Consider the following 26,777-nt stretch of genomic DNA (forward strand, 5'->3'; position numbering starts at 1 on the left):
GTGCGGCGCCGACGCCAGCCCTACCCGTCAGATCGAAAGCGGTTTTCCCAATTCCTGCGACAGCGCCGTGAACTCGGCATGCGCGGCGCTCGGCATGCCGAACGGCTTGGTCTGGCGGCGACAGGCCGCCGACTCCCGGGCCATGTGCTGAACAACGCTGAGGTGCAGATGCTGGTCGAAGATCAGTTCGGCAAAGCCGCTGTCGCTCCAGGCGGTGCTCGCCTTGATCGGCGCGAAGCCTTCGACGAACAAGGTAATCGGCCGTTCGACCCGGATCTTGAACCCGGCCCATAAGCCGCAGCCCGCGACGGACATTTCGAGCAGCAATATGTCGAGGCGGCACGACCGGAATTCGCGGATTTCGGCCGGCAGTTCCAACCGATAGCTGAGCGGTTGCCAGCTATCGTCACGCCGGAAAACTAAATTCGATCTACCCATTTCCTCCCCACCCCGGTCGCTAGCCGACCAACACCGGCGTGCCGCAGCGCACGCCATTCACCCAAACGTCCGCTTGCCCAACGTGAACGCCGAGCAGCGACGTGACCTGGCCGAACACGCCGTCGAGCGGTGCAGCGGCCAGATTGAGAACCTGGCCGACCAATGCGGTCAGAGTGCCCAAATTCAATCCCAACCCGAGCACGTTGACGTTGAGGTCGATCCGCGAGATCAGCGAGGACGCGACGCCTTGCAGCAGGTCGTTGGTACTGACCTGCTTCACTGCGTGATTTGCGATGTCGCTCGCCGAAAAGAACACATCCTGTGGATCGGCGCCGCCCAATTTGACGTCGGCAAAGCCGGACACGCTGGCCAGCGGCGTGCGCAACATCGTCACGCGATTGAGCGTGGGTGCGGCCTGGAAATTTCCCAGCGCGGCCGGGTCGACATCGGCGATCGCGGCTTCGCCCAGCGATGGCGTCGCGGTCAGCATGACCGTCGCCTTGTTCGCGCCACCCGCGCAGGATACCTCCTTCAGCTTCGCGCTGGCGGCGGCCAGTTCGACGTAGATCGGCGCCCGGAGCGAGGCGAGGCCAAGTTGCGGCGCGACCTGGGTATCGAGATAGATTCGCGTCTGCGCCGTGCGTACCTCGACGTCGTGCGCCGCGGTGACCCGGAGCCAGGGCGAATTTGCCGGCCGTTCGCCGATCGCGACCCATAATTTGGTCGAGGTAAGGCCCGGCACGGTCGCGCCGAGATCGACACTGATCTGATGCTGTCCGCCAAGCTCGAGCGTGCCGCGCAGAAGGGAATAGGCGTCGACCGTAATCGGCCGCGACGGATCGGATTGGGTATTCTCCGCAAGCGGACCAAGGTCGATCAACGAGGACAATTTGGTCGAATTTTGCGGCAGCCGGTTGGCGACGGCGCTCAGCACCGACGACGCCTGGGCGTCGGTGACCGATGCGGCCATCGCGCGCGATATCTGGGGCAAGGTCGCCTGCATGTTCAACAGCTCGCCAAAAGTCGCGGCCTGGACGTTGAGCTGCGAGCGCAGCGCCTCGCTGAATCTGAGGATGTCGATCTGAGCCCCGGCAAGCGACTGATAGTCCATCGCGCTGAGTTGCAGGTCGGTACCGGCGAGTTGCGACAGCATGGCGTTGGGCAGGCCACCATTGACTCCAGCCAGCCGCGAGCCGATCGAGAAAGCTACCAAGTCGATCCGGGCGGCGGTGCCGCGCGCTTCGACCGGCGCCGTCCGTTTGCCGAAAATCCGCGCGAAATAGAGCGGCACATCGGCATGGACGAGGACGCGCGCGGCATTGGCGCCGTCGGAGCCCGCGACAAAGCGCGCGCTCGCCGCGACCTTCGGATCGTCGGCGTACCGGCCAGGCTCGACGCTCACGATCGACAGTCCTGGCATCGTATTGGCGTTACGCGCCGCGGCTGCGGCGCCGCTCGCATCATCGATGTTGCCCGCCGCCGCCAGTGCTGCCGCATCGGCTATTCCTTGGGCATGGCGCTTGGCCAAATAGAGATTGGTTGCGTCGACCGCGAGCGAAGCGACCCCCAGAAACGCGAGCAGCCCGCCACTGAACAAGATCGTGACGTTGCCGCTGGTCGAGGCGAACATGGAAGGTCTGGCGCGCATCGGCCCCTCAGAAACTAGTCAGCCGCACGGCGGCACTGCGCGAGAGGACTTTGTCGGGAATGGGCACGAAAGGCAGCTTCATCACCGACTGATCCGACATGTCGTAATTGACCGTGACGTTGAGCGTGGTGCCGTCGTCCTGGATGCCGATCGCCACCTTGCGCTGGTCGATACTGTCATAATGCGACAGCGAGTCCGCGACGGTCTGACGCGCGGTCAGCGCGCGTTCTTCCTGTGACAGGCCCGACAGACTGGCGCGCGCGCCTTCGTTCGCGCTTTGCTGCAGGGCGCTCGCACAGGCCAGCCATTGTCCATAGACGATGATTCCCATGATCAGCAGCATCAGCACGGGCAGGACCATCGCCATTTCCACCAGGGCCGCGCCGCGTTCGTCGCGGAGAAGTCGCCGACGGTCACTGCGGTGGCGAGACAGGAAGGCGTGATGGCTTGTCATGACGACATGGTTAGGCGAGGGGAATTGCCGAAATCGCTAGCGACCGGCGCGATATAATTGCTCAAACTCCGCAAATTTACGTGCGCCGGCTGCCGCATGCGGGGCGCGCGCCGGGCGGCGGAGACAGGCGCCTTGCCACTTCCGCGGCGAGCAGCGCGACTCCGGCTCGTGCGTCGGCGGCGAACACGCTGCTCGATCCACACCAGGTCGCGCTGCCCGCCGGTCCGATCGACCAGGACAGCCCCAGCCTGGTATCCGAGCGGAGCTGATCGACCTTCAACTCGCCCCGTATTTCGCTGTTGCGCAAATGCTCGGGCAGATCCTGCTGGATCCTGCGCGACAGTTCGTCGGCTTCGCGAGCGGCGTCGGTCGATGTCGTTACGATTGACACGTGCGCTGCCGGCGCGACCGTAGCCGCCGATCCCGGAGCATTACCGTCGGCGTCGGAGGCCGCGGTCGCGGTGGACACTTGGCCTTCGACCTGACGCAAACCCAGCGCGTCGCTGCGCACGCCGACCATCATCAGTTCGGTGATGACGAGCATCGATAGACTCGACTGGACGGCTACCGGTGCTCCGGACCGCCACAACAGGATCAGCGAGGCGAAGGCGCCGAAGCAAACCGGCGCCAGCCATATCGCTGCCGGCGGCGTGCGTCCGACGATCAGCACGGCGGCCACGACCACGAACAATCCGACCGGCGCGAGCGCTGGCCAGGGACTGGAAGGGCCGGGTGAGAATGTCGCCGTAGGTCGCATGCAAGCCTTTTCGCTGATGGGCGAGCGGTTTGCGCGCACGCCCATTGCGCGACCGTTGATGCGAGCCGAGCGTAAAGTTCGCAATTTGCGCAGTTTTTCGCTCCGATTCGGAGATGTCGGGTTGCGAGGTGACGATTCGGCGCAGATTCAGCGTGCTAGGCCGACGAAAAAAGGGCGCCCGTTGCCGGACGCCCCCTTGGTGTCGTTATGGTCGGCAGGCCTAGAACTTGACCTCCGCGGTCATCGTGAACGAACGGCCACGCGGATCGGCGACGCGCGGTTCCCACGAACTGCCCGAACCGGTGTTCGAATCGTACGTGATCGCGAACGGCGGATCGGTGTTGAAGACGTTCCTGATCCCCGCCGTCAGCGTCAGATGGTTGCTGAAGGTCTGCGACACCGACGCATTGTAGATGATATAAGCCTTCACGCGCGGGTTGAAATCCGGACGACCGGCGCTGCCCGGCAAGGCCTGATTCTGATAGCCGTCGCGATAGATTTGCGAGAAGGTCAGGCCGAACCCGTCCTTGGTGTAGGCGATATAGGCGTTGTGCTTCCACTTGAGGCCCAGGTCGCCCGACAGGCTGAACACGCCGAGCAGGTCGGTGTATTTCAGATTGGGAAGCAGCTTTTCCTTTTTCTCGAGCAGCAAAGTGCCGTCGAACCCGGCCGAGATCGCGCCGCCCAGCGCATCGACACTGCCGCGCGCCGAGAAGTCGATACCGCGTGTCCGGCGCGACCCGAAATTGCCGGTGCGCAGGTCGACCAGGGTGATGATGCCGTTGGTTCGTTCGATACGGTCGCCGAATGCTCCGATATTGGCGAGCAATTGGGGGATGGTGATCGTCCCGATGACGTTGTCCACCGCGATCGACCAATAATCGGCCGAGAAGCTGAAGCGCGACGTCGGCCGCAAAACGGCACCAAAGCTATATTGTTTCGACGTCTCCGGCCCGAGGTTCCGGTTACCGCCGCTGAGCGAGTCGGGCGTGATCGGAGCGCATGCCGGTTGCGGCCCCGCCGTATTGCCTTGCGGGCAGAGCGTCGGATCGACCAGCGTATTGCCCGGGTTGGGCGATTGCGTGACGCCGTTGAAAATCTGGTTGAAGCTCGGCACGCGGAAGCCGGTATTGTACGATCCGCGGAACATCAGCCACTCGACCGGCGTCAGCTTGGCGGTGAACTTCGGATTGAAGGTTGAGCCGAAGCCGGTGTAATCATCGACGCGTCCGGCCGCCGAGATTTCAAGGAACTTGAACACCGGAAACAGGATCTCGCCGTACGCCGCCTTGACGTCGCGGTGGACCTTGCTGAGCGCGTTGACGTTGTCGAAGGCGACGTTGAAGATGTCGGGTGCCGAGACGTCGGCTGCCGAAGATCCGTTGAAGCCGTAGCTTTCGCGCCGGTAATCGATGCCCGCGGCCAGCTTCACCATGCCGCCGGGCAGCGGGAACAGGTTGCCCGAGACCGAGGCGTCGAACTGGCGCACTTCATATTTGCCGCCATAGAGCTTGACGCCCTTGGCCGATACCGCGTCGAGCGCGGCGAGCGCCTGCGGCGTCTGCTGCAGCGAGAAGGGGTTGAGGATACCGCTGTTGAACAGCCCCACGATGCCGGGAGCGCTGGCGCCCGGCGCGGTCGGTGCCCGCGGGTCGGGGCCGCCGATCACGGCGTTCGGATCGCCATGGGTCTTGGCATAGGCGACCGCCGCCGCGCTCGCATAAACGCCGCGATAGCTATAGCCGCTGCCCAGGATCGAGGTCGCCCGGCTCGACGCGTAGGAGGCGCCGGCGCGATAATCCCAGCCGGGAGCGATCGGACCGTCGATGCCGATCGCGGCACGGAACGTCTTGGTGTTGGTGACATATTCGCGTGGCCCGCAATCGGTGCAGCGCCAGCGGAATGCGATCGGCTTGCCGTAATTGGCCGCAACCGCCGGCAGCACGGACACGATGCTGTTATAAACTGCATTATAGGTCGGCGCCGTCAACGCATTGAGCGGGTAGGCGATCGGCATCGACGAGTTGTTGGCGCTATATTGGTTATTGGAGAAGATCTTGTGCGAGGTGGCATCCGACCCCGTCACTTCGGCATAGATTTCATGTCCGCCGAACTTTGCGGTCGCCCGGCCGTAATAGGTCAGCGTCTGGATCGGTTGTTGCAGCGTCGCTGCACGGCCGGTGTCCCAGGAACAAGCGAGCGCCGAGCTGGGATTGGCCCACAGCACCGAGTCATAGTTCATCCCGCCATCGACCGAGTCGCATCCGGCGCCGCCCGGCAGGCGTAGCGGATTGACGCCGCCCGAAGCGGCGACGGTCGTGCCGGGGATGAAGAAGCCGGGATTGGTAAGCAGCGAGGTCCCGCCGCTGGTGCCACCAAGCAGCGTGCCGCTCTGCGTAATGCCGACACCCGCCCCCGTCGGGTTGATCGGGAAGGCAGTTGCGACGGGCGTGCCGCGCGTGTCGATCGACAGGCCGCGATTAGGCTGGTTGCCGTTGACGAACGAGCGGTCGGAACCGCGCAGGATGCTGTTCCAGCTCTTGCTGACAGCGCCCATGACGTTGAAGCCCTGCTCGTCGAGCTTGCCGAAGCCGACGGTCGCTGACAGGCGATAGATCGGGGCGTCGCCCGCTTCGGTAATGTCGCTGAAGCCCTGGACGTCGATGCCGCGGAAATCGGTCTTGGTGATGAAGTTGATCACGCCGCCGATCGCGTCGGTGCCGTAGATTGCCGATGCGCCGTCCTTGAGCACTTCGATCCGGTCGATCGCGGCGAACGGAATCTGGTTTACGTCGACCGCCGAGCCTTGCAGCCCGTGCGCGGCGACGCGACGGCCGTTGAGTAGGACCAGGGTCGACGCGCTGCCCTGGCCACGCAAATTGGCGGCGGACAGGCCGTTGGTGCCGCGCGCTGCGCCGCTGACGACGTCGGAATTGGACGCGAGATTGTCCGCGCCGTTGCCGTTGGCGGCCAGGAACGAGATCAATTGCTCGGGGCTGCTGATGCCCTCGCGGCTGAGGTCCTTGTTCGTGATGATCTGCAGCGGCAGCGCACTGCGGTTCGGGTCCTGCTTGATGCGCGAGCCCGTAATTATGATTTCGTTGCCATTGCCGGCCTTGTCGCCTTGATCGTCCGTGACCGGCGTCGCCGCCCCCGTTGGGGTCGCGGCAGGCGCGGTGGTTTGATCGCCGGTTGTCGATTGCGCATTTGCCGCGATCGGCAACAATAACGCGGCGAGCGCGGTGCTTGACGCCAACACCAGTCGAAGCGAAGTCGATGCTGTCATAGCTATGATCCCCCTGGACACGCCCTTCCCTTGGCGCTTCATTGACGACATTAAGCATCAAAATGGACGGATCTTGCCACCTTTCTTTTGCGCAAAACGGTGAAACCGGTTCCCTTTTTATATGCGGGGGCGGCAAAGCGTTGCTCGACTGCAACACGGTCGTCTCGGGCGGAGCCGGATATGCATAGACCTATAACCCCGGTGCATGGAGAGGATCGCTGATGCATCACCTGAATGTCTGCTCGCTCGGCCTCAACGCGTGACGGTGGCGTCGATCGATCCGGGCGCGGCGGAGCGGGCGGTGCTGCGTCCCGGCTTCGGGCGGCTGGCGCTTTACGCGTTGCTCGGCTTTTCCGCCGGCTTGCCGTTCTACATGTTCAACACGGTATTGTTCCTCCGGCTCGCGCGGCACAATGTCGATATCGTCACGATCGGCTATTTCGCCTGGGTATCGTTGCTGCCGACGTTCAAATTCGCCTGGGCGCCGTTGCTCGACAAATACGACATGCCCGGGTTCGGCCGCTTCTGGGGGCGGCGGCGCGGATGGATCATGGTGTCGCAGCTCGGCATCTTTCTCTCGACGATCGGCATGGCGTTCACCGCGTCGGACAAGAGCCTGCCGCTGACCGCCTTGTTCGCGGTTTTGCTGGCCTTCTGGACGAGCACGCTGGAGATCGCGGCGGATGGCTGGCGCGTCGAACTGGCGCCGACCGCGGAGGAACAGGGGCCGCTCGTGGCGGTAAACCAATGGGGCTATCGCATCTCGATGGTGGTGGCCGGCGGCGGCGCGATCTACGTCGCCGCGGTGTCCGACTGGACCTTCGCCTATCTGGCGATCGGCATGCTCGCGTTCCTGCCTTTTCCGCTTCTGGCCGCGATGCGATCCGAGAGCGGGGGCAATGAAGGCAGGATCGCCGCGCTGCTGGCGGGCTTGCTGACCAGCGCGGCGGCGATCGCGGGGATAACTGCCGGGACGGCAGTGGTCGGCTGGGCTTTATTGTCTGCGATCGGGTCGGTCGGCATCGATAATCCCGACGTCATGAAATATTGGGTAGCCGGGGTCGGGCTGCTGCCGTTCCTGGTGCTCGGTGCCGCGGTGCCCTGGCTCCGCAGGCTGCCCTGGCACGCGCCGTTGCGCCGATCGCTGGCGGTCGGGCCCTATGTCGACGTGGCGTGGCGATACGGTCTCGTCGTCATCCCGATCCTGCTGTTCATCTCGATCTATCGGACCGGCGATGTCATGGCGAACACGCTGTCGCATCCGATGTTCAATGCGCTGGGCTATGGGCTCAAGCAGATCAGCGCGGCCGATGGCGTCGTCGCTCTGGTTTCGGGATTGCTTGGGGTGACCTTGGGCGGGCTGCTTGCCGCCAGGGTCTCGATGGGCTGGTCGCTGGTGATCGGCGGAGTGATGTCCGCGCTCAGCAATTGGATCTTCGCCTGGCTCGCGCACCAGGCGCCCGGCGGACCCGTCCTGTTCTCGGTGTTCGGGCTTAGTGTGACGGCCGGCGATCTCGATCTCTATCTCGCCATGGCGGTCGATCAATTCGGGCATGGATTCGAAGGCGCGGTGTTCGTCGTGTACCTCTCGCTGCTCGTGAACCCGCGCTATCCGGCGGCGCAATATGCTTTGTTCTCGGGGCTCGCCTTCCTCATCCCCAGATTGCTCGCGGGACTGTCGGGGGTGTTCCAGAAAGCGATCGGCTATGACGGATTTTTCATCATGGCGGGGACGATGAGCATCGCCGTGCTGGTCCTGCTGCCGCTCATCGTTCGCGCGAAGCCGCGACCCGACGATGACCCGAACGCGACGGGAGCCGTGGCGGCATGATCGAACAAGCCTTCGCTCCCGCCGCGGCCGCGGTTGCCGCGGGCAGGATCCCCGGAGCGACCCTGGGTATCGTGGCCGCCGACGGACGCCGCTGGGTGACGCATGCCGGTATGGCCGCCTTGCTTCCGGAGCCGGAGGCGCTCACGCTCGACCATTGGTTCGACCTCGCCTCGGTGTCGAAAGTGATCGCGACGACGGCGATGATCCTCGCCCTCGCAGACCAGGGCAGGCTCGACCTCGACCGGCCGCTGACCGACGCGATCCCCGATCTGCGCCAATATGACGTTGCCCACGCCGCCGAGCGCAAGCTCAGCTTTCGCGACTGCCTGGCGCATCGCAGCTTCCTGCCCGCGGTCGAGCCGATCTACACTTATGGCGACGATCCGGCACGGCTGCGCGCGTTCGTGTTGCAGCGTGAGTGGCGGCATGGACCGCCGGTCTATTCGGACATCAATTTCATCCTGCTGGGGATCGCGATCGAGCGGATCACCGGACAGCCGCTGTCGGCTTGGCCGTTGGGCGAGGGGCTGAGTTACGGTCCGCCGCCGGGGCCCGCCGTCGCGACCGAACTTTGCCAATGGCGCGGCCGCGTGCTCCGTGGCGAAGTGCATGACGAGAATTGCTTCGCGATGGGCGGCCAAACCGGCCATGCTGGGCTGTTCGGGACGGTCGCGGGAGTGCTCGATTTCGCTTTAGGGCTGCTCGACGGCAGCGGTGCGTCGCCGGCGATGCTCGAGGCGATCCGGACTCCGTTCTACGGACACCGTACGTGCGGATGGGAACGGCGCTTCGACGGCTGGTCGGGCGGGGTGGCCTGTTCGGGTGAGACGATCGGGCATACCGGCTTCACCGGTACGGGCTTGTGGGTCGATTTCGATCGCGGCATGGCCTGGACATTGCTCACCAACCGCGTCCACCCGTCGCGGCACAGCGAGGCGGGGAAGAGCATCTTCGAGATCAGACCGGCGACCGGAAATGCGGTAATCGCCGCCTGGGATGCGGTACGCGAGACTTAATAGGCGAGCGGTCGGATTAGCTAAGTCTCGCAGGCATCCGCTCGCGAGAGCAGAAACGCTCGCTCGCGCCCGTTGCGGGTCAGCTGGGCAGCGGCCTCGAACTCCGGCCGCGCCTCGGCCAGCCGGCCCGCCCGGAACAGGAAGTCGCCTCTCGCCGCGGGAAACGGGGCATAATGGCGCAAGGCGTCGGCATCGGGGATCTCGTCAATCAGCCTGAGCCCCGCCTCCGGCCCGAACGCCATGCTGTGCGCGATCGCGCGATTAAGATCGACCACAGGTGACGGTGTCACGACGCGGAGTCGATCGTAGAGCGCGGCAATCCGGGCCCAGTCGGTATCGGCAGCGCGGCGCGCACGCGCATGGCAGGCAGCGAGTGCGGCTTGCAGTACATAAGACCCCTGGCCGCCCAGGGCGTCGGCGCGCGCCAGCGCGTCGAGGCCGCGCAGGATCAGCAACTGGTCCCAGCGCGCGCGATCCTGCTCGGTGATCGGAATGAACGCACCGTCCGGTCCGGTCCGCGCGTTCAGCCGCGAGGCCTGGATTTCCATCAGCGCCAGCAGGCCGAGCACTTCCGGCTCATCGGGCATCAGGCCCGCCAGGATGCGGCCGAGTCGCTGCGCCTCCCGCGCCAGTGCAGGCCGGATCAGGTCATCGCCCGCCGTGGCGGCATAGCCTTCGTTGAAGATGAGGTAGAGAACCTCAAGCACCGCGGGCAAACGGGCAGCACGTTCGGCGCCGCGCGGCACCTCGAAGGCCAGACCGGCTTTGGCGATCGCCTTCTTGGCGCGGACGATACGCTGGGCGATCGTCGCCTCGCTCGCCAGGAAGGCGCGGGCGATCTCGTCGGTCGTGAGTCCGCCGACTACGCGCAAGGTGAGCGCCGCGCGTGCATCGGACGACAGCATCGGATGACAGGCGGTAAAGATCAGGCCGAGCAGTTCGTCGCCGAGATCGTCGTCCAGCGCGGCGTCGAGCGCGGCGGTCGCATCCTCCGTTTCCTCGTCGAGCGTCCGCGCGATCTCTTCATGCTTGCGGTCGCGCATCTGGTCGTGGCGGATGGCGTCGATCGCTCGCCGCTTGGCGACGGCCATCAGCCAGGCGCCGGGATTGGCCGGGACGCCACTTCGCGGCCAGTCGGACAAAGCGACGATCAGCGCTTCCTGTGCCAATTCCTCTGCACGGTCGATGTCGCGCACCATCCGGGCCAGCCCGGCGATCAGCCTGGCCCGTTCGATGCGAAAGGTCGCCTCGATCGCCCGATGCGTTTCGCCGTTGTCCTTGGTCTCGCTTGCCGTCACCCCGCCGCTTGTCCGTCAGGGACAGCGGCGGCGCAAGCCGTGCTAGCTGGATGCCGGCGCGTTGATCGCCAATTGCGCGGCGAATGCCCGTTGATAGGCGGGCCGCGCCTCGCCGCGAGCGACATAGGAGGCCAGGGTCGGAAACTCGTCGAGTATCCCCGACATCCGCAGCCGGAGCAGCACCGACACCATCAACAAATCTCCGGCGCTGAACGCCCCGTCCAGCCACTCGGCATCGCCCAGGCGATCGGCCAGCTGGCGCAGCCGGGCGCGGATACGGTCGACGACCAGCGGCAAGCGCTCCTGTGCCCAGGGCTTGTCGCCTTCCGCGAATTTGGCGGTCTGGAGGTCGAGGATCGGCGTCTCCACCGTGTTGAGCGCTGCAAACATCCAGGTGATGGCGCGCGCCCGGGCATCGGGGTCCTCGGGCAGCAGCCCCGCATGCCGATCCGCGATGTGGAAGACGATCGCGCCTGTCTCGAACAGGGCGAGATCGCCTTCCTCATAGGTTGGTATCTGGCCGAATGGATGGACGGCCAGATGCGCAGCTTCCTTCATCCCGGCGAAGGAAACGAGCCGGACGCTGTAGGGCAGACCCGCTTCTTCCAATGCCCAGCGAACGCGCGTGTCGCGCGCCAGCCCCTTGCCGCCGTCCGGCGACCGTTCGAACGCGGTAATGGTGATGGTCATTGTGGATCTCCGGTCGGAGCTTGGCGCGTCGCCGAACGGCCGACGCGCCAATCGGGTTGGGACAAATGGAGAGGGCCTGCCGCTCCACCTGGCCGAGATCAGGCGACGCCGAGCTTGCCGCGATCGCCGCCGCGCGGGTTGGCGAGCTCCTCGGGCGTCACATAATCGGCCAGGTCCGCCGCTTCGTAGAATGGCCGAATCTCGACCTCGCTGCGGCCCGGCATGCAATTGGGCATACGCTTTGCCCAGGCCACGGCCTCGTCCATGTCGCGGACTTCCCAGATCGAAAAGCCAGCGACCAGCTCGCGCGCCTCGGCAAAGGGTCCATCGATGACAGCGCGACTGGCGCCCTCGAACGCGACCCGCTTGGACTCGGAACTGGGCTTCAGCCCGGCGGCGGCGATGAACACGCCGGCTTCGACCAGTTCCTCGGTGAAGCGATCCATCGCCGCGAACGCTTCCAGCATCTCGGGCGTGGGCGCCATGCCCGCTTCGCTTTGTTCGGTGGCCTTCACCAACACCATGACACGCATCGTCAGTCTCCTCGTTCGAGCCGGCCCCATTGGCCTCTCATCGGGACGACGAACGAGTGTGTCGGGAATCGACACGGATGCGCAAATTTTTTCGAGCGATGTGCCGGGCCCGATCGGGCGCTGCTTGCGGCGCTTTCGATAGCGCGATGGTTGACCAGATTGCGGGCGAGTGGAGATCGGTTATCTTTCGCCTATGACAACGCCGAGTAAGAAACTGCATGGCTGGCTAAGCTTTTATAGGTTGGTCGCCCGCATTTGGCTTGCCGCTGGAATTCTGGGTTGTCTGACCGTCACAGCGGTATACCTCTCGGGAGCCTCCGCCTTCTCATCGCGCGCTGAACTAGGCCTATCCGCCATTTTTGGCTTCCTCGCGGTGTGCGGAGGATTGCTGCTTATCGATACGCGCCGGAGATAGGCAGCGCCTTCGCGATAGGCTGGTCTAGGGCGCCTAATTCTCCGCGGCGATCAGCTCCAGCGCGGCGTCCACCGCCTTGGTCGCCTCGACGCCCGGCGGGATGTCGTTGGCATAGGTGGAGAAGGTCAGCGTCCGCCCGCTTTTGGCGATCATATAGCCTGACAGAGCGGCGGACGCGTTGAGCGTGCCGGTCTTGGCGAACAATTTATGGTCGAGCGGAGTGCCGCCGAACCGCCGTGCCAAGGTGCCGTCGACACCGCCGATCGGCAACGTTTCGCGCCAGGCGGCGCCCCAAGGCTGCGCGGAGATCCAGCGCAGCATGATCACGGCGCCGCGCGGGGCAACGCGGTTGTAGCTCGACATGCCCGAACCGTCGGAGAAGTCGAACGTGGCGCGCGGCACCCCGGCCTTGGCCAGCATCGCGCGCACGGCGACCTGGCCGTCGGCGATTGATCCGCTGCCGGCGACCAGCGACGAGCGGCGCAGGAACAATTCGGCGTGAAGATTCTGGCTGACCTTCATCGTCAGATGCATGTCGTCCATCAGCGGTGGCGGGGTCAGCTTGGCGAGCACCGGCGGCAGCGGCGGCCGCGCTGGCGGGGCATTGCCGCGGATCGAGGGATCGTCGCTCGGCATCAGCGGGCGATGACGGACATCGACCTTGCCGGTGACGCGGACTCCGCGCGCCCGCAACAGCTGGACGAAGCGCCACGCCGCGTAGCGGGCCGGATCGTCGATTCCGACGCGCAGCTTGTCGGCCTTGGCATCGGCACCGATCGTTCCGGTCAGGCGAAGCTCATAGCCGTTCGGCGCGCGGTCGAACTCGACGGCGCTCTTGGCGCCGGCCACGGTCATCAGGCGGTTGTCGACAGTATAATAGGGCGGCAACTCGACCTTCGGGACGGTACCGACGGCACCGGGCGTGACCGTCACCTGCAATTCGTTATCGTCCATCGTCAGCGCCGAGGTAGCGGTTCCCGATCGCGTCGGGATATTGTTCCAGCTCATCCCCGGGCCCCAACGCTCGTCGGGCAGCAGGGTGTCGTCGCCGATCACATCGCCGACGATCCGTGTTTTCTTCGCTACCGCGTCGGCCAGCGTTGTCAGGCAGTCGACCGTGCAGTCCTCGGCACCCGACAGCCGGGCATCGCCATTGCCGATCAGCACGACGTCTCGCCCCTCCAATCGGACCGCCGCGCCGCCGGTGGTGTCGGGCTGGGTCAGGTCGCCCATCGTGTCGAGCGCGGTCGCGGTGGTGAACATCTTGGTGTTCGACGCCGGAATGAAGCGCGCATCGGGGTTGATCGCGACGACGTCCTTGCCCTGATCGTCGACCACGACGATCCCGAAGCGCGTTCCCGGGCCGGCCGTATTCGCCAGCACCGCCTCGACTCGCGCGGTCAGGTCCTTGTCCTCTGCGGCGGCAGGTGCGGCAATTGCCAGCGCGACAAGAACCAGAGCCCGTTTCGTCATGGAAATCCGTCCCCCGATCAGGAAAAAGCGAGCGGCGATGCCGCCCATTCGGCGCGCGCTCGCGCGATCAATGTCTTGAGGCTGGCGGCCTGCCGCCGCCATGCGCCTTCCGTCGCCGCGTCCCAGGTATCGACCGTGTCGCGCAACGCGTCGATCGCGAGGTCGACAAAGGCATCATATTCTTCCTGCCGCAGCGCGCCGTAATTGCGGTGGTTGAAAACCAATTCGGCGACCTGACTCCAGACCCATTTGCGGTCCTGCGCAAGGCCGTGCAGCCATTGCAGCGTCTCGTCGGTCATCCGTACCGCGGTGGCATCGACATGGATGAAGATCGCGCGACGCTCGGGGAAGCGGGCAAGGAACCGGTCGAATAACAGGGTGCGCATCGCGGCCTCTCGACCGTCCAGCGCGATCAGGCTCGCTTCGATCAGATCGGCGTCACTCATCATTGGCCGATCGGTAGATCGCCTCGTCGAGCTCGCCCTCCCAGCGCGCGACGGTCGTCGCGACCGCGAGATTGGCGCAGGCGCTCGGCACGGTGCGGGTCATGTCGAGTAGGCGGTCGAACGGCAGGACGAAGCCGACGACGAGCGCGGTCTGTTCGGGTGGGACTCCGACTGCCGACAGGACCGCGGCAAGCATGAACAGAGAGGCGGACGGGACCGGCGCGGTGCCGAATGCTGCGAGCGACCCAGTCAGCAGGACGAGTAGATATACCGACGGCGTCAGAGGGGTACCGAACGCCTGGAGCGCGAACAGGCTGAGCAAGCCGACATACATGGCGGTGCCGTCCTTGCCGATGCTGGCGCCCAAGGGCAGGACAGTCGAATAGACCGGACGGCTGATCCCGAGATTATCTTCCGACACGCGCATCGCGACCGGCAAGGTGGCGCCGCTCGACGCGGTCGAGAAGGCGACCACCAACGCATCGACGATGCCGTGGAAGAAGGGCAGCACCGGCAGTTTGGCGACAAGCCGCAGCAACAGGCTGTGTACCACCAACATTTGGATCAGCGATCCGGCGACCACCGCGAGCGCGAGCCAACCGACGTGGACGAACACCGCCGCGCCGTTCGCCGCGACCGCATTGGCGATCAGCGCGAAGACGCCGAACGGGGTCGCCTCCATCACGATCGTCACGACCTTGAGCAACACTGCCGAAGTCGCTTGCAAGAAGCTTGCGAACGGCTTGCCCGCCTCGCCGGTCAGCACGGTGCCGACCCCGAAAAGGATCGCGACGAAGATGAGGGCAAGCATGTCGCCCTTGGCCAGCGCGTCGACGATGTTGAGCGGGATAATGCCGATCAGCTGGTCGTACGGCGTAACCGGCGCTCCGAGCGCATGTGGCGCGGCGGTGCCGAGCGGCGCGCCGGCACCCGGCCGGATGACCGTCGCAACCAGCATGCCGACCGAGACCGCGATCGCGGTGGTCGCGGCGAACAGCCCGATCGTCCGCGCGCCCAGGCTGCCGAGCTTCTTCGGGTCCGCCAGACTGGTGATGCCGGCGGCGATCGTCACCAGCACGATGGGGGCGACCAGCATGCGGATCGCGCGGACGAACAGGTCGCCGAGGAACTGGACATAGGGTGCGCCCGCCGGCCAGACGAGCGCGAAGACCACGCCAAGGACGAGCGCGCCGACGACACGCTGCCAGAGCGGGATGGCGAACCAGAAGCGCATTCGCTTTTACTCGCCCTCACCCTTCCCACCCGGCTGCGCCGGGCGGGCCCCTTCCCTCTCCCATTGGGAGAGGGAGGGAGCGCCGAAGGCGCGGAAGGGTGAGGGTGGCATCACGAACAAGTTCCGCCCGTCGGCGTGTGCGGCAGAGCCCGCCCGGCTGCAACGCCGGTGAGCTTGCCGTTATCCACCGCAACTTTGCCGTTGACGACCACGGTCTTCACGCCGGTCGCGGGCAAAGTCGGCTGTTCGTAAGTCGCTTGCGCGGCATAGGTCTTGGGGTCGAACACGACCACATCGGCAAAGGCACCCGGCTTCAATTCGCCACGCCCGGTCAGCCCGAACCACTTGGCGGTGACCGACGAGCTGCGCTCGATAAAGTCGCGCAACGAGATCACCTTATCCGCGACGACGTATTTCGAATATTTGCGCGCGAATGTGCCCCAGACGCGGGGATGGCCGCTCGACGCATCGCTGTCGGTCATCACCCAGGGCTGTTTCATGAATGCGGCAATGTCGGACTCGCTCTGGTTGAACGAAACGACTCCCGGGTCGCGTACCCGGATTACCGCGATCGCCGCCGAGATCGGATCGGTCTTCATCGCCGCCGCGATCTCGTCGAGCCGCTTGCCGCGCCACTGCCCCTCGGTGATCAGCAGCGAGTGCGGGCCGCCGCGCTTGCGCATATTCTCGGCGATACCGTCGCGCAGTTTCTGCTTGAGGCTGGCGTCGTCGAACCGCTTGATCAGCGCCGTGGTGCCGCCGTCTTGCGCCCAGAGCGGGATCAGCGAGGCGACCAGGCTCGTGCCCGACGCCGACCAGGGATATTGGCTGGCCGTGATATTGACGCCCGCCGCGCGCGCTGCGTCGATCTTGGCGATGATCGCCGGCGCCATGCCCTGGACGTCGACGCCGAGCGCCTTGATGTGGCTGATATGGATCGGCATCCTGGTCGCCTTGCCGATATCGATGGCTTCGTCGATCGCCGCGGCGAGGCCGACCGTGTAGCTCGATTCGTCGCGGATATGGCTGTCATAATAGCCGCCATGCTTGGCCGCTTCCTTGGACAGCGCGATTACTTCGTCGGTCTTGGAGAAGCTCTGTGGCGCATAGAACAGGCCGGTCGAAAGGCCGATCGCGCCTTCGCACATGCCCTTGGCGACCAGTGCCTTTTCCTTGTCGAGCTCGGCCGGGGTCGGCGCGCGCTTGGCGGCGCCGATCACCTGCTCCCTGATCGTGCCGAAGCCGACATAGGTGACGAAATTGACCCCGACCGGCTTGCTCTTCGGCGTCGCCAGCGTGCCGGCGACATCGGTGCTGCCGCCGCCGTCATTGCCGATGAACCCGGTAGTCACGCCCTGGAGCAGGAAGGCGGGGATCAGCCGCGTTTTGGCGTCGGCCGAGGCGAGCCACGGGCCGGCATGGGTGTGCGGATCGATGAAACCAGGGGCGACGATCATGCCGGTCGCGTCGATCGTCCGCGCGGCGGCGATCTTCAGGCTGGGGCCGACTGCGACGATCCTGTCGTTCTTGATCGCGACATCACCGGTGAACGGCGCGTCGTCGCCGGTATAGATCGTGCCGCCCCTCAGGATCAGGTCGGCGTCCGTGGCGGGGGAGGGGGCGGCGCCGATCGAACAACCGGCGAGCAGGGTGGCGGCGAGAGCGAGGCGCAGCTTCATGTACGCGATCCTTTCGGTCGCGGCGAGCGCCGTCAAGGATGGGCTAGCGATTCCTCGGTGGTGGTATAGCTCGAGTGCATACCCTTGTCGGCCGGGACATCGGTCGCGAAATAGGCGACCCCGGTGCCGCTGACGGAATCGATCCACAGTCCGGACTTGAGGCCATAGGCATCGCCGAGATGGCCGATGCGGCGCTTGCCGTCACCGAACAGGTCGTCATGGCACCCCGCCTGCGGCGTCGGGATCACGAACATGCCGAGGCCATAGCTGCACACCCAGCCGTCGCCGACGTCACCATTGCGGCCGTCATAGGTCCAGGCGGGCGTCTCCATCAGCTTGACCGAGGCCGGCGAGAGCAGGCGCACGCCATCGACCTTGCCGTTGCCGAGCAGCATCCGCCCGATCTTTTCCAGGCCGCGCGCGGAGATGTGCAGGCCCGATTGCGGCGCGAACATGGCGCCATTGGCGCCGGCCTTCCAGCGCGACAGGTCGCAACTGCCGTCCGTTGCCGGCGTGACCGGACAGGCCGGACGCTTGCCGTGATTGTCGTCCCGCGTCACCTGTCCGCCACGGAACAGCACCACGCCATGCGCGATCGTCGCGTCGGCGCACGTGTCCCATTGGTAGCAGGCTTCGAGCCGGAGCGGCTTGATCACCAACCGGTCCATCAGCCGGTCGAACCTTTCGCCGGTTGCGCGCTCCATCACGGCGGCGACGACGGGGAAGTTGAAATTGGTATAGCGGAAGAACGTGCCGGGCGCGTGCTCGGCGTCCCAGGCCTTGGGGTTGGCCAGAGTCGCACGCATGTCGCCGTCCAGAGGGAGGACATAGTCGATCGTGTCGGTCAAGCTGGAACGGTGCGAGAGCAACTGCCGCAAGGTGATCGGCGCGCCGGGGAACGCCGGATTGCGGAAGGTGTAGCCGAGCCATTTCGACACATCCGAATCCAGATCGAGCTTGCCCTGCTCGACCAGGCGCATCACCCCGATCGTCGTCACCAGCTTGGAGATCGAGGCGATCCGCACCGGGTCGTCGGGTGTCACTCCGCGATTGACCGCAGGATCGGCGAAGCCCTCAGCGCGAGCCGACGTCTCCCCCTTGCGGTCGAAAGTGACGCGGACCGAAGCGACGGGCTGTGCCGCGCTGGCCGCGGCGAACATCAGGAAGGACAGCATGCGGCGAAGGCTACGTTTACTTCACCTCGGCTGCAATGATCGCGTCCGCCGCATTGCAGTCACCCGCGTAATCGCTCGAAACCCGCCTGGCGATGACCGACTGCCGTCGGCTATGCTTTCGGCTTGCAGCCTTCATCCTTTTCTGGCGGCGAGCGCATGCAATCCCGGATCGATCAGTTCGTCGATGAACAATGCGACCAGGCTGCTTTGATTGTGGACGCCGGCCTTGCCATAGACTTTCGCCAATTGCGCCCTGACGGTGCCTTCCGCCGAGCCGCGAAATGTCGCGATATCCGCAATGTCGCAGCCCTTCAGGGCAAACAGCGCAACATCGGCTTCCGCGGGTGTCAGCCGCCATTCCGCGAAGCGCAGGCGCATCAACTCGCCCAATACGCCGCGTGCCGCGGCGACCTGCGTTTCATCGGCTCGTGCACGCAGGACCAGGGTCCTGATATGCCAGGCGCCGAACAGGATACCCGCAAATAACGCCAGGACGGCGCTCGCTTCGGCGGCGAGGTGAGGCCCCAGGCCGTCTTCGGCGACATCGCCGGCGGCGTCACTCAGGAAGAAGATCGCAGCGAACAATTGCAGCAGGACGACAAGCCCGAGGATAAGTGCCGTGCGGTTCAATGCGCTGCGCCGATCCTTCATTCTCTCCGCGCCCACCATCAGCTTAGGTTCGGCCGGATATCATCCAAGCATATTCCGGCGCGCCTCGAATAGAACGCCGCGGAGAGGAGGCGCGATAAGTAAATTCAACAGGTATCCCGTCATCTGTCGCCGCTTGGACGTCCTCGGTTGCAAATCCTCGCAGCCGTGACCGGGCAATCGGCCGCGCATGGGACTCACGGGCGCATCCGGCGCCTGCCCGCTTGATGCGGCCGAACGCCCGCATTGTCGGGCTTATTTGCTCAGCGTGCCTGGCGAGACTGGGATGCTGGTGGTGCCGCCCTCTTCGAACGATCCCGCGCGATAGAGCAACGTGATCGATACGCGGCGGTTGCGCGGGTCGGCGGGGTTCTTCTCGATCATCGGCTCGCGGTCGGCGACGCCCTCGATACGGTAGAAGCGATCCTCGATCAGGCCGCCCGATGCCAGCCGGCGGCGGGTCGCCTCGGCGCGGCCGGTCGACAGCATCCAGTTGTTCATCGCCAGCGGATTTCCATAAGCGAGATTGTCGGTGTGGCCGCGGATCATGATCGGGTTTTCCATGCCCTTGACCGATCCGGCGATCATCCCGATCAGGTCGCTCGCCGCCGGAACCAGCTGGGTCGTGCCCAAAGCGAACATCGAATAATCGGCATCGTCGACCAGATCGATGCGCAGGCCATCGCGCGTCTGGATGAATTTCACGTGGCTGGCGAGCTTGGCGAGTGCAGGCGACTTCATCGCCTGCTCGAGCTTGTGCTTCATCTGCTGGAAATTCTGATTATCCTCGGCGGTCAGCCGCGCCTTGAGCGAGCCTTTCTCGCCGGAGCCGATTTTCGCGCCGCCGGTCGCGCCCACCGGAATGGTCAGCGATTTAGTTCCGGTTTGCGACGCGCGGTTGGGGTAATTGTCCTTGTCGGTAATCGACGACCCGCCGAACATGCCGTTCGACCCCGCGCTATTCTCCTTCATGTTGACGAGCGTCGGGGAGAAATAGTCGGCGATGCCCTTGCGCTGCTTCTCGGTCGTCGCGCCGAGAATCCACAGCAGCAGGAAGAAGGCCATCATCGCGGTTACGAAGTCGGCATAGGCGACCTTCCATGCGCCGCCATGATGCGCGCCATGGGCCTCGATATAGATCTTCTTGACGATGATCTTGGGCGGCTGATTGCTGCCATGCGGTGCGCGCGCGGCGGCCATTATTTGGCGCCTCCGGCGCGGCGGTGCCAGCCCGCTCCCCCCTCCGACCGCCCAATCAGGGTACGATCGTCAGCGGCCGGGTGGGGGAGCGGACTGGCACCGTCAACCATAACTCAACGTCCACGCAGGCCATCGAAGACTTCGGCGAAGGCAGGCTGGTTGGAATGGGCGATGCCGGAGCGCGCGGCCTCGATCACCAAGGGCTGCGGGTGACCGTGCAGCGAAGCGATGATGATCTGCTTGACGACGTGATAGATCGCGGCGTCGGCGTCGATGATCTGCTTGAGGCGCGTCGCCAGCGGACCGACCATGCCATAGGCCAGCAACACGCCCATGAAGGTGCCGACCAGCGCCGATCCGATCATTGCGCCCAGGATCGTCGGCGGCTTGTCGATCGATCCCATCGTCTTCACCACCCCCAGCACCGCGGCGACGATACCCAGAGCGGGCAGGGCGTCGGCCAGGCTTTGCAGCGTTCCCTGCGGTCCCTCGACTTCGTGGTGGTGCGTCTTGATCGCGTTATCCATCACTTCCTCGACCGCGTGCACGTCGAGCGTGCCCGACGAGACGACGACGAGGCGGAGCGTGTCCGCGATCAGGTTGACCAGCGTGTGATCGGCCAACAGGCGTGGATATTCGGCGAAGATCGCCGACGATTTGGGGTCCTCGACATGCGGCTCGAGCGCGATCGGCCCGTCCATGCGCAGCATCTTCATCAGCTTCGAGACGAGGAAGATGACGTCGAGATAATCCTGTTTCTTGTATTTCGGCCCCTTCATCACTTTCATGATGCCGCCGCCGAGCGCCTTGAGCTCCTTGGGCGAGTTGCCGATGATCAGCGCGCCGGCCCCGGCGCCGCCGATGATGAGCATTTCGTGGGGGATCGCCTCCAGCACCGGTCCCAGTGCCCCGCCGGTAAAGGCAAAGCCGCCGAAGACCATGGCCAGCAGAACAACGAGGCCGATTGCCGGAAACATCTTAGCTCTACTTACCCCCTGCAATCACGGCCTAACCGGATAACGACCGGTTGGATCGATGGTTAACCGGCTTTTCGTAGCCAACCGGTTAAGGATATTTCGTTTTCGACATTTTGTGCGTTCCGCGGGCGCATGGCAGGCCTTCGCGCCGCCGCTGCGAAGACCTATTTGAGGAAGTTGAACAGCGACATGCTGGCCAGCTTGGTGAAGCTCGCCTGGGTCGCCTGCAGCACCGTCATGGTCTTCTGCAAATTGGTGATCGTCGCCGTGACGTCGGTGTCTTCCAGCGCCGATCGGGTCGCCTCGCGGTCGGTCGCGACATCCTTGAGCCGCGAGGTTTCGAGGTCGACGCGCGCGGCGCGGGCGCCGAGCGCGGCCTGCACGCTCGCCGCCTGGTCGTTGGCCGCCTGAAGCGCGTCCCCCGCGCTGCCGGCGATCCCCGAGACGTTGCCCGAGCCCCTGAGCGCTGCAGAGAGTGAGGAAATGGTCGAGAGGATGTTGCCGCCGCTTGCGTCGACAAACACGCGCGCAGCCGAATCGCCGGGCTGGATCGATTCGTTGGCGCCAACCGGGATCGAGGTCGGTCCCGTGGTCGCGAAACTGAACGTCCCATCGGCATTCTTGGTCACGGCATCGGCGTCGCCATTGGCGAACACCGCGGCGCCCCGCGAATCCTTGACGTTGGCGTAGCTGACCAGATTGGTGACGATCGCGTCGAGCTGGTCGGCGATCGCCACGCGATCGCTTGCCGACAATGTACCGCTGTTCGCCTTGACCGCGAGCTCCTTGGCTTGCTGAAGCGCGTCGGTGATCGAACTCAGTGTGCCGTCGGCTTGGCTGAGCGTCGTGCCGACCAGAGTCAGGTTGCCGCCATAAGCGGTGTCGTCGGCGCCGGCCTGCGCCAGGCTCTGCAGGCGCCGCCAGGCCACGGCGTCGTCGGATGGCGCGTTGATCCGGTGCGTGGTCGAGATCTGCGTCTGGAGATCGTCCGCCGTGGCGCCCAGTGAGCGCATGCTGTTCTGGTTGAACGTGTAGAACTGGTTGGTCGAGATCTGCATCGCGCTTACCTGATATCGAGGATCGTCTGGATCGTTTCGCGCGCGGCCTGGATGACGCGGCCGGTTGCTGCATAGGCCTGCTGGAACCGCATCAGGTCGACCGCTTCGTTGTCGAGGTTGACCCCGCTGGCGCTGTCGCGCGCGGCGACGGCATTGTCGTGGATGGTCGACTGCGCGCCCGCCACGGCCTTGCGCTGTGCGAGCGTCGCAGCGTTGGCCGTCGTTATGTCGACGATGCGGTTCTCATACCCCGCCGAGTTCCGCAATTGCGCCAGCGCCATCAGATTGGTGTTGTCGCGGGTGCCCCCGCCGACCGCGGCTGCGGCGATGTCGTGCGGGTCGCCGAGCGCCATCGTCATTTGCGCGGTGCCGCCGGTGCCGAGCGCGAACATCGCCTGGCCGGGATTGCCATCGAGATCACGGCCGCTGGTCTGGACCGTATTGACGCCGTCGGCGAAATCTTTCGCGACTGCTTGAAGTTGCGCCTTGGCGTCGACCACGCGCTGCATCGAATCGGCAACGCCGGCCAGCGCGCCCCCGGTAGGGGCGAGAGTCTGCATCGAGGCGCCGTTAAGGACATTGAAGGTGACCGCGCCCGCCGCGTTGGAGGCGTAGACCACGGTCGCGGCCTGACCGGCATCGACCAGTATTGGCCCCGCTGTCCCGCCGCCGCGAACGGTGGCTCGGCCGAGCGAGTCGAACTGGACGTCGATGTCGGTCAGCGCGCTCATTTGCTCAAGCACTTGGTCGCGCTGGTCGAGCAGGGCCGCCGCGCCCGATGTGCCCGGGGTCGAGCGGCTGATGCCGTCGTTGATGCGGGCAAGCGTCGCCGCTGCCGAATTCAGCGAGGACACCGACGATTGCGCGGTGCCGCTGAGATCGACTTGAACCTGATCGAGCGCGGCTCCCGTGCTCGAAAACGCGTTGGCCGCTCCCGACGCCGCTTCGAGCATCGAGGCGCGTGCGCCGAGTGACGTGGGATCGGCGGCCAGCGTGGTCGCGGCGGTGAAGAAATCGGACAGCCGGGTGCTGAGCTGGTTGCCGTCGAGCGCCGTTTCGATGCGGTCCAGCCAAGTCACGCTGGTCTCGGTCTTGGCGAGGTCGGACCCCGACGTGCGGACCTGAGCAGTGGCATAGAAATCGCCCGCGCGGACGATTCCGGTAACGACCGATCCCAAGCCGTTGATGGCCGAATTGGGGCTGGCCGCGGCAACCTCCGCCGTCGATGTGCTGCGACGCGAATAGCCGACCGTGCCCGAATTGGCGATATTCTCGGAAACGGTGTTGAGCGCGACCTGATAGGCCTTGAGCCCGCTCGCCCCGATCGACAGCATGTCGCTCATGAGGCGTCGCCCTGATCAGGCGTGGATGACGCCGTGGGCGTTGCCGCGGCGTCCTGTAACGCCTTTTGCGATTTTGCCAGGAACTCGGTCATCGCCTTGCCGATGCCGATCGGCTGGTGCGCGGCCATGCTCTCCGCGACCTGCTTGTCCTGCATGTCGCGGAAAGTGTCCGAATTCTTGGTGTCGAGCAGGCCGCCATCGTCGAGCTTCGCCTGGCGCATCGACTTCAGCATCATGTTGATGAACACCGCTTCGAACTGCTGCCCCGCCTTCTTGAGATTGGCGCGCGAGGTCAGCCGGCTGGTGTCGGTCGAGACGCCTGCGACCGGCTGGGCCGCGGACTGCGTCGGGGTCGCGATGTCGGTCACAGGATGATCAGGTCCGCTTTGAGCGCGCCCGCTTCCTTGAGCGCTTCCAGGATCGCGACGAGGTCCGACGGCGTGGCGCCGATCGCGTTGACCGCCTTGACGATGTCGGCGAGCTTGGGTCCCGGGTTCATCAGGAACATCGGACGCTTCTCTTCCTCGACATTGACGCCGGATTTCTGTTCGTTCGCGGTCTGACCCTGGCTGAAGGGCGCGGGCTGAACCACCGTCTGTTTCTCGTCGATGCGAACGGTCAATTTGCCATGAGTGATCGCGGCCGCGCCGACGCGGACGGTCGAATTGATCACGACGGTCCCGGTCCGTGCATTGACGATCACACGCGCCGGCGGGTCGGCCGAGGTGACGGTGAGGTTCTCGATCTCGCTCATCATCGTCGCGCGAACATCGGCGCCGGCGGGGGCGTTGACCTTGATCGACACGCCGTCGACCGCTTCGGCGACACCGCCGCCGAAACGCGCATTGATCGCGGTGGCGACGTTCTGAGCGGTGGTGAAATCGGACCGGGCGAGATTGAAGACCAAAGTCGGCGCGCTCTCGAACCCGGTGTCGACCGCGCGTTCGACCGTGGCGCCTTCGGGAATGCGGCCGGTCGACGGCACATTGACCACGACGGACGATCCGTCCTTGCCCTCGATGCCCAGGCCGCCGACAGCAAGATTGCCCTGCGCCATCGCATAGATTTGGCCGTCGGCGCCCAGCAGCGGGGTCAAGATCAATGCGCCCCCGCGGAGCGACTTGGCCTTGCCCATCGATGCGACGGTGATGTCGATCCGCTGGCCCGGCTTGGCGAAGGCCGGCAGGTCGGCGGTGATCATGACCACCGCGGCGTTCTTCAGACCCGGATTGACCCCGGCGGGGAGCTGCAGGCCGAAGCGCGACGCAACCGCCTTCATCGACTGCATGGTATATTCGAGATTGTCGTCGCCGGTACCGGCCAGGCCGACGACGATGCCGTAACCGGTCAGCTGGTTGCTGCGGATACCCTGGAATCCGCCCAGGTCCTTGACGCGATCGGCGGCAGCCGGCGTCGCGGCGAAACCGGTCATCAGGGCCAGAAGGACGAGCAGGGCACGCAGCATGGGAGACTATCCAATCATTCGATCAGGTCGGCATGTGGCATGGAGATGGTTAAAGCTCTGCTAACCAAGCCGAAGGAGCGTTGAGTTTTGCTTCGGCGGCACTGTGGAGCAGCGGTGCTATAGCCCCTCCCCTTTAGGGGAGGGGTTGGGGTGGGGCTCATCCACTGGCGATTAGCTTGCGGCACTGCCACACCCCCATCCCCTCCCCTGAAGGGGAGGGGCTTTTGAGCAGCCCTCAGAATGGGCTTATCACCGAGAAGAAGCGGCCGAGCCAGCCCTGGCGGCCGGCGCGCGCGACGTCACCCTTGCCGGTATAGGCGATGCGGGCGTCGGCGACGCGGGTCGACAGCACGCGATTGTCGGCGCTGATGTCGGCGATGCGGACAATGCCCTTGATCTGGACGAATTCGTCGCCGCGGTTGAGCGTGACCCGCTTCTGCCCCTGCACCAGCATGGTGTTGTTGGGATAGACGGCGACGACAGTGACCGAGACTTCGCCCGAGAGCGAATTCGACTGGTCGGCGGTGCCCTTGCCGTTGAAATTGCGCGCGCCGCTGACCGACGCGTCACTCGGTTTGAACAGCGACAGCGCGCCGGTGCTCGGCGGGGTCAGGCTGAACCCGCCGCCCGAATCGAGCTTGGACGACGACGACTTTGATGCCTGGGTGTTCTCGACCAGGACGATGGTCAGCGGATCGCCGACCTTTCTCGCCACCGAACCTTCATAGAGCGCGGCATAGCCATTCTGCGCCTGGAAGATCGATCCATTGGCGGGCGCCGGCGGCGGTGGCACCGGCGGAGCGGCGGAATAATCCTCGGCCGGCTTCTTCTTGCCGAAAATGCCCGCCTGGGCCGGCGCGGCATAAGCGACGATGAGGGAGGCGGCGCCGAGGCCGACGACGATATTGGCGAGCGTGCGCATCAGATGTTCTGGTTCACATATTTGAGCATGTCGTCGGTCGCCGAGATCATCTTGGAATTGACCTCATACGCGCGCTGGCATTCGATCATGTCGACCAGCTCCTCGACGACGTTGACGTTCGACGCTTCGAGCATGCCCTGGCGGACCATGCCGCGGCCGTCCTCGCCCGGCACGCCGAGATTGGCGGCACCCGACGCGGCCGTTTCGAGCATGTAATTGTCGCCCTTGGACTGCAGTCCGCCCGGATTGGCGAAGGTCGCGACCTGAAGCTGGCCGAGCTGGGCCGGCTCCGTCTGCCCGGCGATCGTCGCGGAGACGGTGCCGTCGGTGCCGACGGTGATCTGGGTCGCGCCCTGGGGCACGGTGATGCCGGGCATCACCTGATAGCCTTCGTTGGTCACCAACAGGCCTTCGGGCGAGCGCGAGAAATTGCCGGCGCGGGTATAGCCGAGCTGGCCGCCGGGCAGCTGAACCTGGAAATAGCCGTCGCCGTCCAGCGCCATGTCGAGGCTGTTGCCGGTTGTCTGCATCGACCCTTGCGTATCCATTCGGGCGGTGCCCTGGATACGTACGCCGGTGCCGAGGTTGAGCCCGGTCGCGTATTTGCTGTCGTTCGACGATTGCGCGCCGGCGGCGGTGACCGTCTGGTAGGACAAGGTCGCGAACGACGCGCGGTCCTTCTTGAACCCCGTCGTGTTGACGTTGGCCAGGTTGTTCGAGATCACCCGCATCCGCATGTCCTGGGCGTCCAGGCCGGTGCGGGCGATGTGCATCGCTGCGCTGCTCATCTC

The 26,777-nt window shown here is 65.2% G+C and carries 24 protein-coding genes; 2 read left to right on the forward strand and 22 right to left on the reverse strand.

Going from position 1 to position 26,777, the window contains the following annotated elements; genetic code table 11:
* Positions 1 to 27: 27 nt before the first annotated feature.
* The 5 genes from Q0L25_RS11410 to Q0L25_RS11430 form a co-directional block, all read right to left on the reverse strand.
* On the reverse strand, positions 28 to 438 hold the full coding sequence (locus tag Q0L25_RS11410; RefSeq protein WP_296614316.1) for a hypothetical protein: 411 nt from the start codon (positions 436 to 438) through the stop codon (positions 28 to 30).
* Positions 439 to 457: 19 nt separating this feature from the next.
* Positions 458 to 2,086, reverse strand: a complete 1,629-nt coding sequence (locus tag Q0L25_RS11415; RefSeq protein WP_296614318.1) for a pilus assembly protein TadG-related protein — start codon at positions 2,084 to 2,086, stop codon at positions 458 to 460.
* A 7-nt stretch (positions 2,087 to 2,093) separates the two neighbouring features.
* Positions 2,094 to 2,540 (reverse strand): TadE/TadG family type IV pilus assembly protein, encoded by a 447-nt coding sequence (locus tag Q0L25_RS11420; RefSeq protein WP_296614320.1) that lies wholly within the window; start codon positions 2,538 to 2,540, stop codon positions 2,094 to 2,096.
* 76 nt (positions 2,541 to 2,616) lie between these two features.
* Positions 2,617 to 3,297, reverse strand: coding sequence for a hypothetical protein (locus Q0L25_RS11425; protein ID WP_296614321.1), 681 nt, complete (start codon positions 3,295 to 3,297; stop codon positions 2,617 to 2,619).
* Positions 3,298 to 3,517: 220 nt separating this feature from the next.
* Positions 3,518 to 6,583: a TonB-dependent receptor gene (locus tag Q0L25_RS11430; RefSeq protein WP_296614322.1), complete on the reverse strand. Its 3,066-nt coding sequence runs from the start codon at positions 6,581 to 6,583 to the stop codon at positions 3,518 to 3,520.
* Between the two features lie 265 nt (positions 6,584 to 6,848).
* On the opposite strand from Q0L25_RS11430, the gene Q0L25_RS11435 reads away from it, so the two are divergent.
* Entirely contained in the window at positions 6,849 to 8,414 is a 1,566-nt protein-coding gene (locus Q0L25_RS11435; RefSeq protein ID WP_296614325.1) for a permease, read from the forward strand.
* A complete protein-coding gene (locus tag Q0L25_RS11440; protein WP_296614327.1) occupies positions 8,411 to 9,430 on the forward strand; it encodes a serine hydrolase in 1,020 nt (339 codons plus the stop codon). Before Q0L25_RS11435 ends, Q0L25_RS11440 begins: the two co-directional genes overlap by 4 nt.
* 20 nt (positions 9,431 to 9,450) lie before the next feature.
* Here the strand turns inward: Q0L25_RS11440 and Q0L25_RS11445 are convergent, their stop codons facing one another.
* The 17 genes from Q0L25_RS11445 to flgG form a co-directional block, all read right to left on the reverse strand.
* Entirely contained in the window at positions 9,451 to 10,728 is a 1,278-nt protein-coding gene (locus Q0L25_RS11445) for a sigma-70 family RNA polymerase sigma factor (protein WP_296614329.1), read from the reverse strand.
* A 42-nt stretch (positions 10,729 to 10,770) separates the two neighbouring features.
* Positions 10,771 to 11,418 (reverse strand): glutathione S-transferase family protein, encoded by a 648-nt coding sequence (locus Q0L25_RS11450; protein ID WP_296614331.1) that lies wholly within the window; start codon positions 11,416 to 11,418, stop codon positions 10,771 to 10,773.
* A gap of 98 nt (positions 11,419 to 11,516) precedes the next feature.
* Positions 11,517 to 11,951, reverse strand: a complete 435-nt coding sequence (locus tag Q0L25_RS11455; protein WP_296614333.1) for a YciI family protein — start codon at positions 11,949 to 11,951, stop codon at positions 11,517 to 11,519.
* Positions 11,952 to 12,399: 448 nt separating this feature from the next.
* A complete protein-coding gene (gene dacB / locus Q0L25_RS11460) occupies positions 12,400 to 13,839 on the reverse strand; it encodes a D-alanyl-D-alanine carboxypeptidase/D-alanyl-D-alanine-endopeptidase (RefSeq protein ID WP_296614335.1) in 1,440 nt (479 codons plus the stop codon).
* A 17-nt stretch (positions 13,840 to 13,856) separates the two neighbouring features.
* On the reverse strand, positions 13,857 to 14,285 hold the full coding sequence (locus tag Q0L25_RS11465) for a hypothetical protein (RefSeq protein WP_296614337.1): 429 nt from the start codon (positions 14,283 to 14,285) through the stop codon (positions 13,857 to 13,859).
* Positions 14,278 to 15,519 carry a dicarboxylate/amino acid:cation symporter gene (locus Q0L25_RS11470; RefSeq protein ID WP_296614339.1) on the reverse strand — a complete coding sequence of 414 codons (1,242 nt, stop codon included), beginning with the start codon at positions 15,517 to 15,519 and terminating at the stop codon, positions 14,278 to 14,280. Before Q0L25_RS11470 ends, Q0L25_RS11465 begins: the two co-directional genes overlap by 8 nt.
* 110 nt (positions 15,520 to 15,629) lie before the next feature.
* Positions 15,630 to 17,198: an amidohydrolase family protein gene (locus Q0L25_RS11475; RefSeq protein ID WP_296614341.1), complete on the reverse strand. Its 1,569-nt coding sequence runs from the start codon at positions 17,196 to 17,198 to the stop codon at positions 15,630 to 15,632.
* 32 nt (positions 17,199 to 17,230) lie between these two features.
* Positions 17,231 to 18,373, reverse strand: coding sequence for a serine hydrolase (locus tag Q0L25_RS11480; protein ID WP_296614342.1), 1,143 nt, complete (start codon positions 18,371 to 18,373; stop codon positions 17,231 to 17,233).
* Between the two features lie 132 nt (positions 18,374 to 18,505).
* A complete protein-coding gene (locus Q0L25_RS11485) occupies positions 18,506 to 19,024 on the reverse strand; it encodes a hypothetical protein (protein ID WP_296614344.1) in 519 nt (172 codons plus the stop codon).
* A gap of 252 nt (positions 19,025 to 19,276) precedes the next feature.
* Positions 19,277 to 20,221 (reverse strand): flagellar motor protein MotB, encoded by a 945-nt coding sequence (locus Q0L25_RS11490; protein WP_296614346.1) that lies wholly within the window; start codon positions 20,219 to 20,221, stop codon positions 19,277 to 19,279.
* A 113-nt stretch (positions 20,222 to 20,334) separates the two neighbouring features.
* Positions 20,335 to 21,198 (reverse strand): flagellar motor stator protein MotA, encoded by an 864-nt coding sequence (motA, locus tag Q0L25_RS11495; protein ID WP_296614348.1) that lies wholly within the window; start codon positions 21,196 to 21,198, stop codon positions 20,335 to 20,337.
* 164 nt (positions 21,199 to 21,362) lie between these two features.
* The gene (locus tag Q0L25_RS11500) at positions 21,363 to 22,256 is read right to left on the reverse strand and encodes a flagellin (protein ID WP_296614350.1); all 894 of its coding nucleotides are present in this window, start codon (positions 22,254 to 22,256) and stop codon (positions 21,363 to 21,365) included.
* 5 nt (positions 22,257 to 22,261) lie between these two features.
* A complete protein-coding gene (flgK, locus tag Q0L25_RS11505) occupies positions 22,262 to 23,599 on the reverse strand; it encodes a flagellar hook-associated protein FlgK (RefSeq protein ID WP_296614353.1) in 1,338 nt (445 codons plus the stop codon).
* Positions 23,596 to 23,967 carry a rod-binding protein gene (locus Q0L25_RS11510; RefSeq protein WP_296614354.1) on the reverse strand — a complete coding sequence of 124 codons (372 nt, stop codon included), beginning with the start codon at positions 23,965 to 23,967 and terminating at the stop codon, positions 23,596 to 23,598. Before Q0L25_RS11510 ends, flgK begins: the two co-directional genes overlap by 4 nt.
* The gene (locus Q0L25_RS11515) at positions 23,964 to 25,064 is read right to left on the reverse strand and encodes a flagellar basal body P-ring protein FlgI (protein WP_296614357.1); all 1,101 of its coding nucleotides are present in this window, start codon (positions 25,062 to 25,064) and stop codon (positions 23,964 to 23,966) included. The genes Q0L25_RS11510 and Q0L25_RS11515 overlap by 4 nt, the downstream gene beginning before the upstream one ends.
* Positions 25,065 to 25,299: 235 nt before the next feature.
* The gene (locus tag Q0L25_RS11520; protein WP_296614360.1) at positions 25,300 to 25,986 is read right to left on the reverse strand and encodes a flagellar basal body L-ring protein FlgH; all 687 of its coding nucleotides are present in this window, start codon (positions 25,984 to 25,986) and stop codon (positions 25,300 to 25,302) included.
* Positions 25,986 to 26,774 (reverse strand): flagellar basal-body rod protein FlgG, encoded by a 789-nt coding sequence (gene flgG, locus Q0L25_RS11525; protein WP_066590179.1) that lies wholly within the window; start codon positions 26,772 to 26,774, stop codon positions 25,986 to 25,988. The genes Q0L25_RS11520 and flgG overlap by 1 nt, the downstream gene beginning before the upstream one ends.
* Positions 26,775 to 26,777 lie beyond the last annotated feature (3 nt).

Origin of the sequence: Sphingomonas sp. (assembly GCF_024508665.1) — a bacterium.
Taxonomy (GTDB): domain Bacteria; phylum Pseudomonadota; class Alphaproteobacteria; order Sphingomonadales; family Sphingomonadaceae; genus Sphingomonas.

Excerpts from the sequence above, each read along its gene's own strand:
- Q0L25_RS11465 (WP_296614337.1), bottom strand. The coding sequence starts at position 14,285 with ATGAGTGACGCCGATCTGATCGAAGCGAGCCTGATCGCGCTGGACGGT.
- Q0L25_RS11450 (WP_296614331.1), bottom strand. The coding sequence starts at position 11,418 with ATGACCATCACCATTACCGCGTTCGAACGGTCGCCGGACGGCGGCAAG.
- Q0L25_RS11470 (WP_296614339.1), bottom strand. The coding sequence starts at position 15,519 with ATGCGCTTCTGGTTCGCCATCCCGCTCTGGCAGCGTGTCGTCGGCGCG.
- Q0L25_RS11420 (WP_296614320.1), bottom strand. The coding sequence starts at position 2,540 with ATGACAAGCCATCACGCCTTCCTGTCTCGCCACCGCAGTGACCGTCGG.
- Q0L25_RS11415 (WP_296614318.1), bottom strand. The coding sequence starts at position 2,086 with ATGCGCGCCAGACCTTCCATGTTCGCCTCGACCAGCGGCAACGTCACG.
- Q0L25_RS11485 (WP_296614344.1), bottom strand. The coding sequence starts at position 19,024 with ATGAAGGATCGGCGCAGCGCATTGAACCGCACGGCACTTATCCTCGGG.
- flgK (WP_296614353.1), bottom strand. The coding sequence starts at position 23,599 with ATGAGCGACATGCTGTCGATCGGGGCGAGCGGGCTCAAGGCCTATCAG.
- Q0L25_RS11410 (WP_296614316.1), bottom strand. The coding sequence starts at position 438 with ATGGGTAGATCGAATTTAGTTTTCCGGCGTGACGATAGCTGGCAACCG.
- Q0L25_RS11490 (WP_296614346.1), bottom strand. The coding sequence starts at position 20,221 with ATGGCCGCCGCGCGCGCACCGCATGGCAGCAATCAGCCGCCCAAGATC.
- Q0L25_RS11520 (WP_296614360.1), bottom strand. The coding sequence starts at position 25,986 with ATGCGCACGCTCGCCAATATCGTCGTCGGCCTCGGCGCCGCCTCCCTC.
- Q0L25_RS11475 (WP_296614341.1), bottom strand. The coding sequence starts at position 17,198 with ATGAAGCTGCGCCTCGCTCTCGCCGCCACCCTGCTCGCCGGTTGTTCG.
- Q0L25_RS11430 (WP_296614322.1), bottom strand. The coding sequence starts at position 6,583 with ATGACAGCATCGACTTCGCTTCGACTGGTGTTGGCGTCAAGCACCGCG.
- Q0L25_RS11500 (WP_296614350.1), bottom strand. The coding sequence starts at position 22,256 with ATGCAGATCTCGACCAACCAGTTCTACACGTTCAACCAGAACAGCATG.
- Q0L25_RS11440 (WP_296614327.1), top strand. The coding sequence starts at position 8,411 with ATGATCGAACAAGCCTTCGCTCCCGCCGCGGCCGCGGTTGCCGCGGGC.
- Q0L25_RS11455 (WP_296614333.1), bottom strand. The coding sequence starts at position 11,951 with ATGCGTGTCATGGTGTTGGTGAAGGCCACCGAACAAAGCGAAGCGGGC.
- Q0L25_RS11480 (WP_296614342.1), bottom strand. The coding sequence starts at position 18,373 with ATGCTGTCCTTCCTGATGTTCGCCGCGGCCAGCGCGGCACAGCCCGTC.
- Q0L25_RS11425 (WP_296614321.1), bottom strand. The coding sequence starts at position 3,297 with ATGCGACCTACGGCGACATTCTCACCCGGCCCTTCCAGTCCCTGGCCA.
- motA (WP_296614348.1), bottom strand. The coding sequence starts at position 21,198 with ATGTTTCCGGCAATCGGCCTCGTTGTTCTGCTGGCCATGGTCTTCGGC.
- dacB (WP_296614335.1), bottom strand. The coding sequence starts at position 13,839 with ATGACGAAACGGGCTCTGGTTCTTGTCGCGCTGGCAATTGCCGCACCT.
- flgG (WP_066590179.1), bottom strand. The coding sequence starts at position 26,774 with ATGAGCAGCGCAGCGATGCACATCGCCCGCACCGGCCTGGACGCCCAG.
- Q0L25_RS11515 (WP_296614357.1), bottom strand. The coding sequence starts at position 25,064 with ATGCTGCGTGCCCTGCTCGTCCTTCTGGCCCTGATGACCGGTTTCGCC.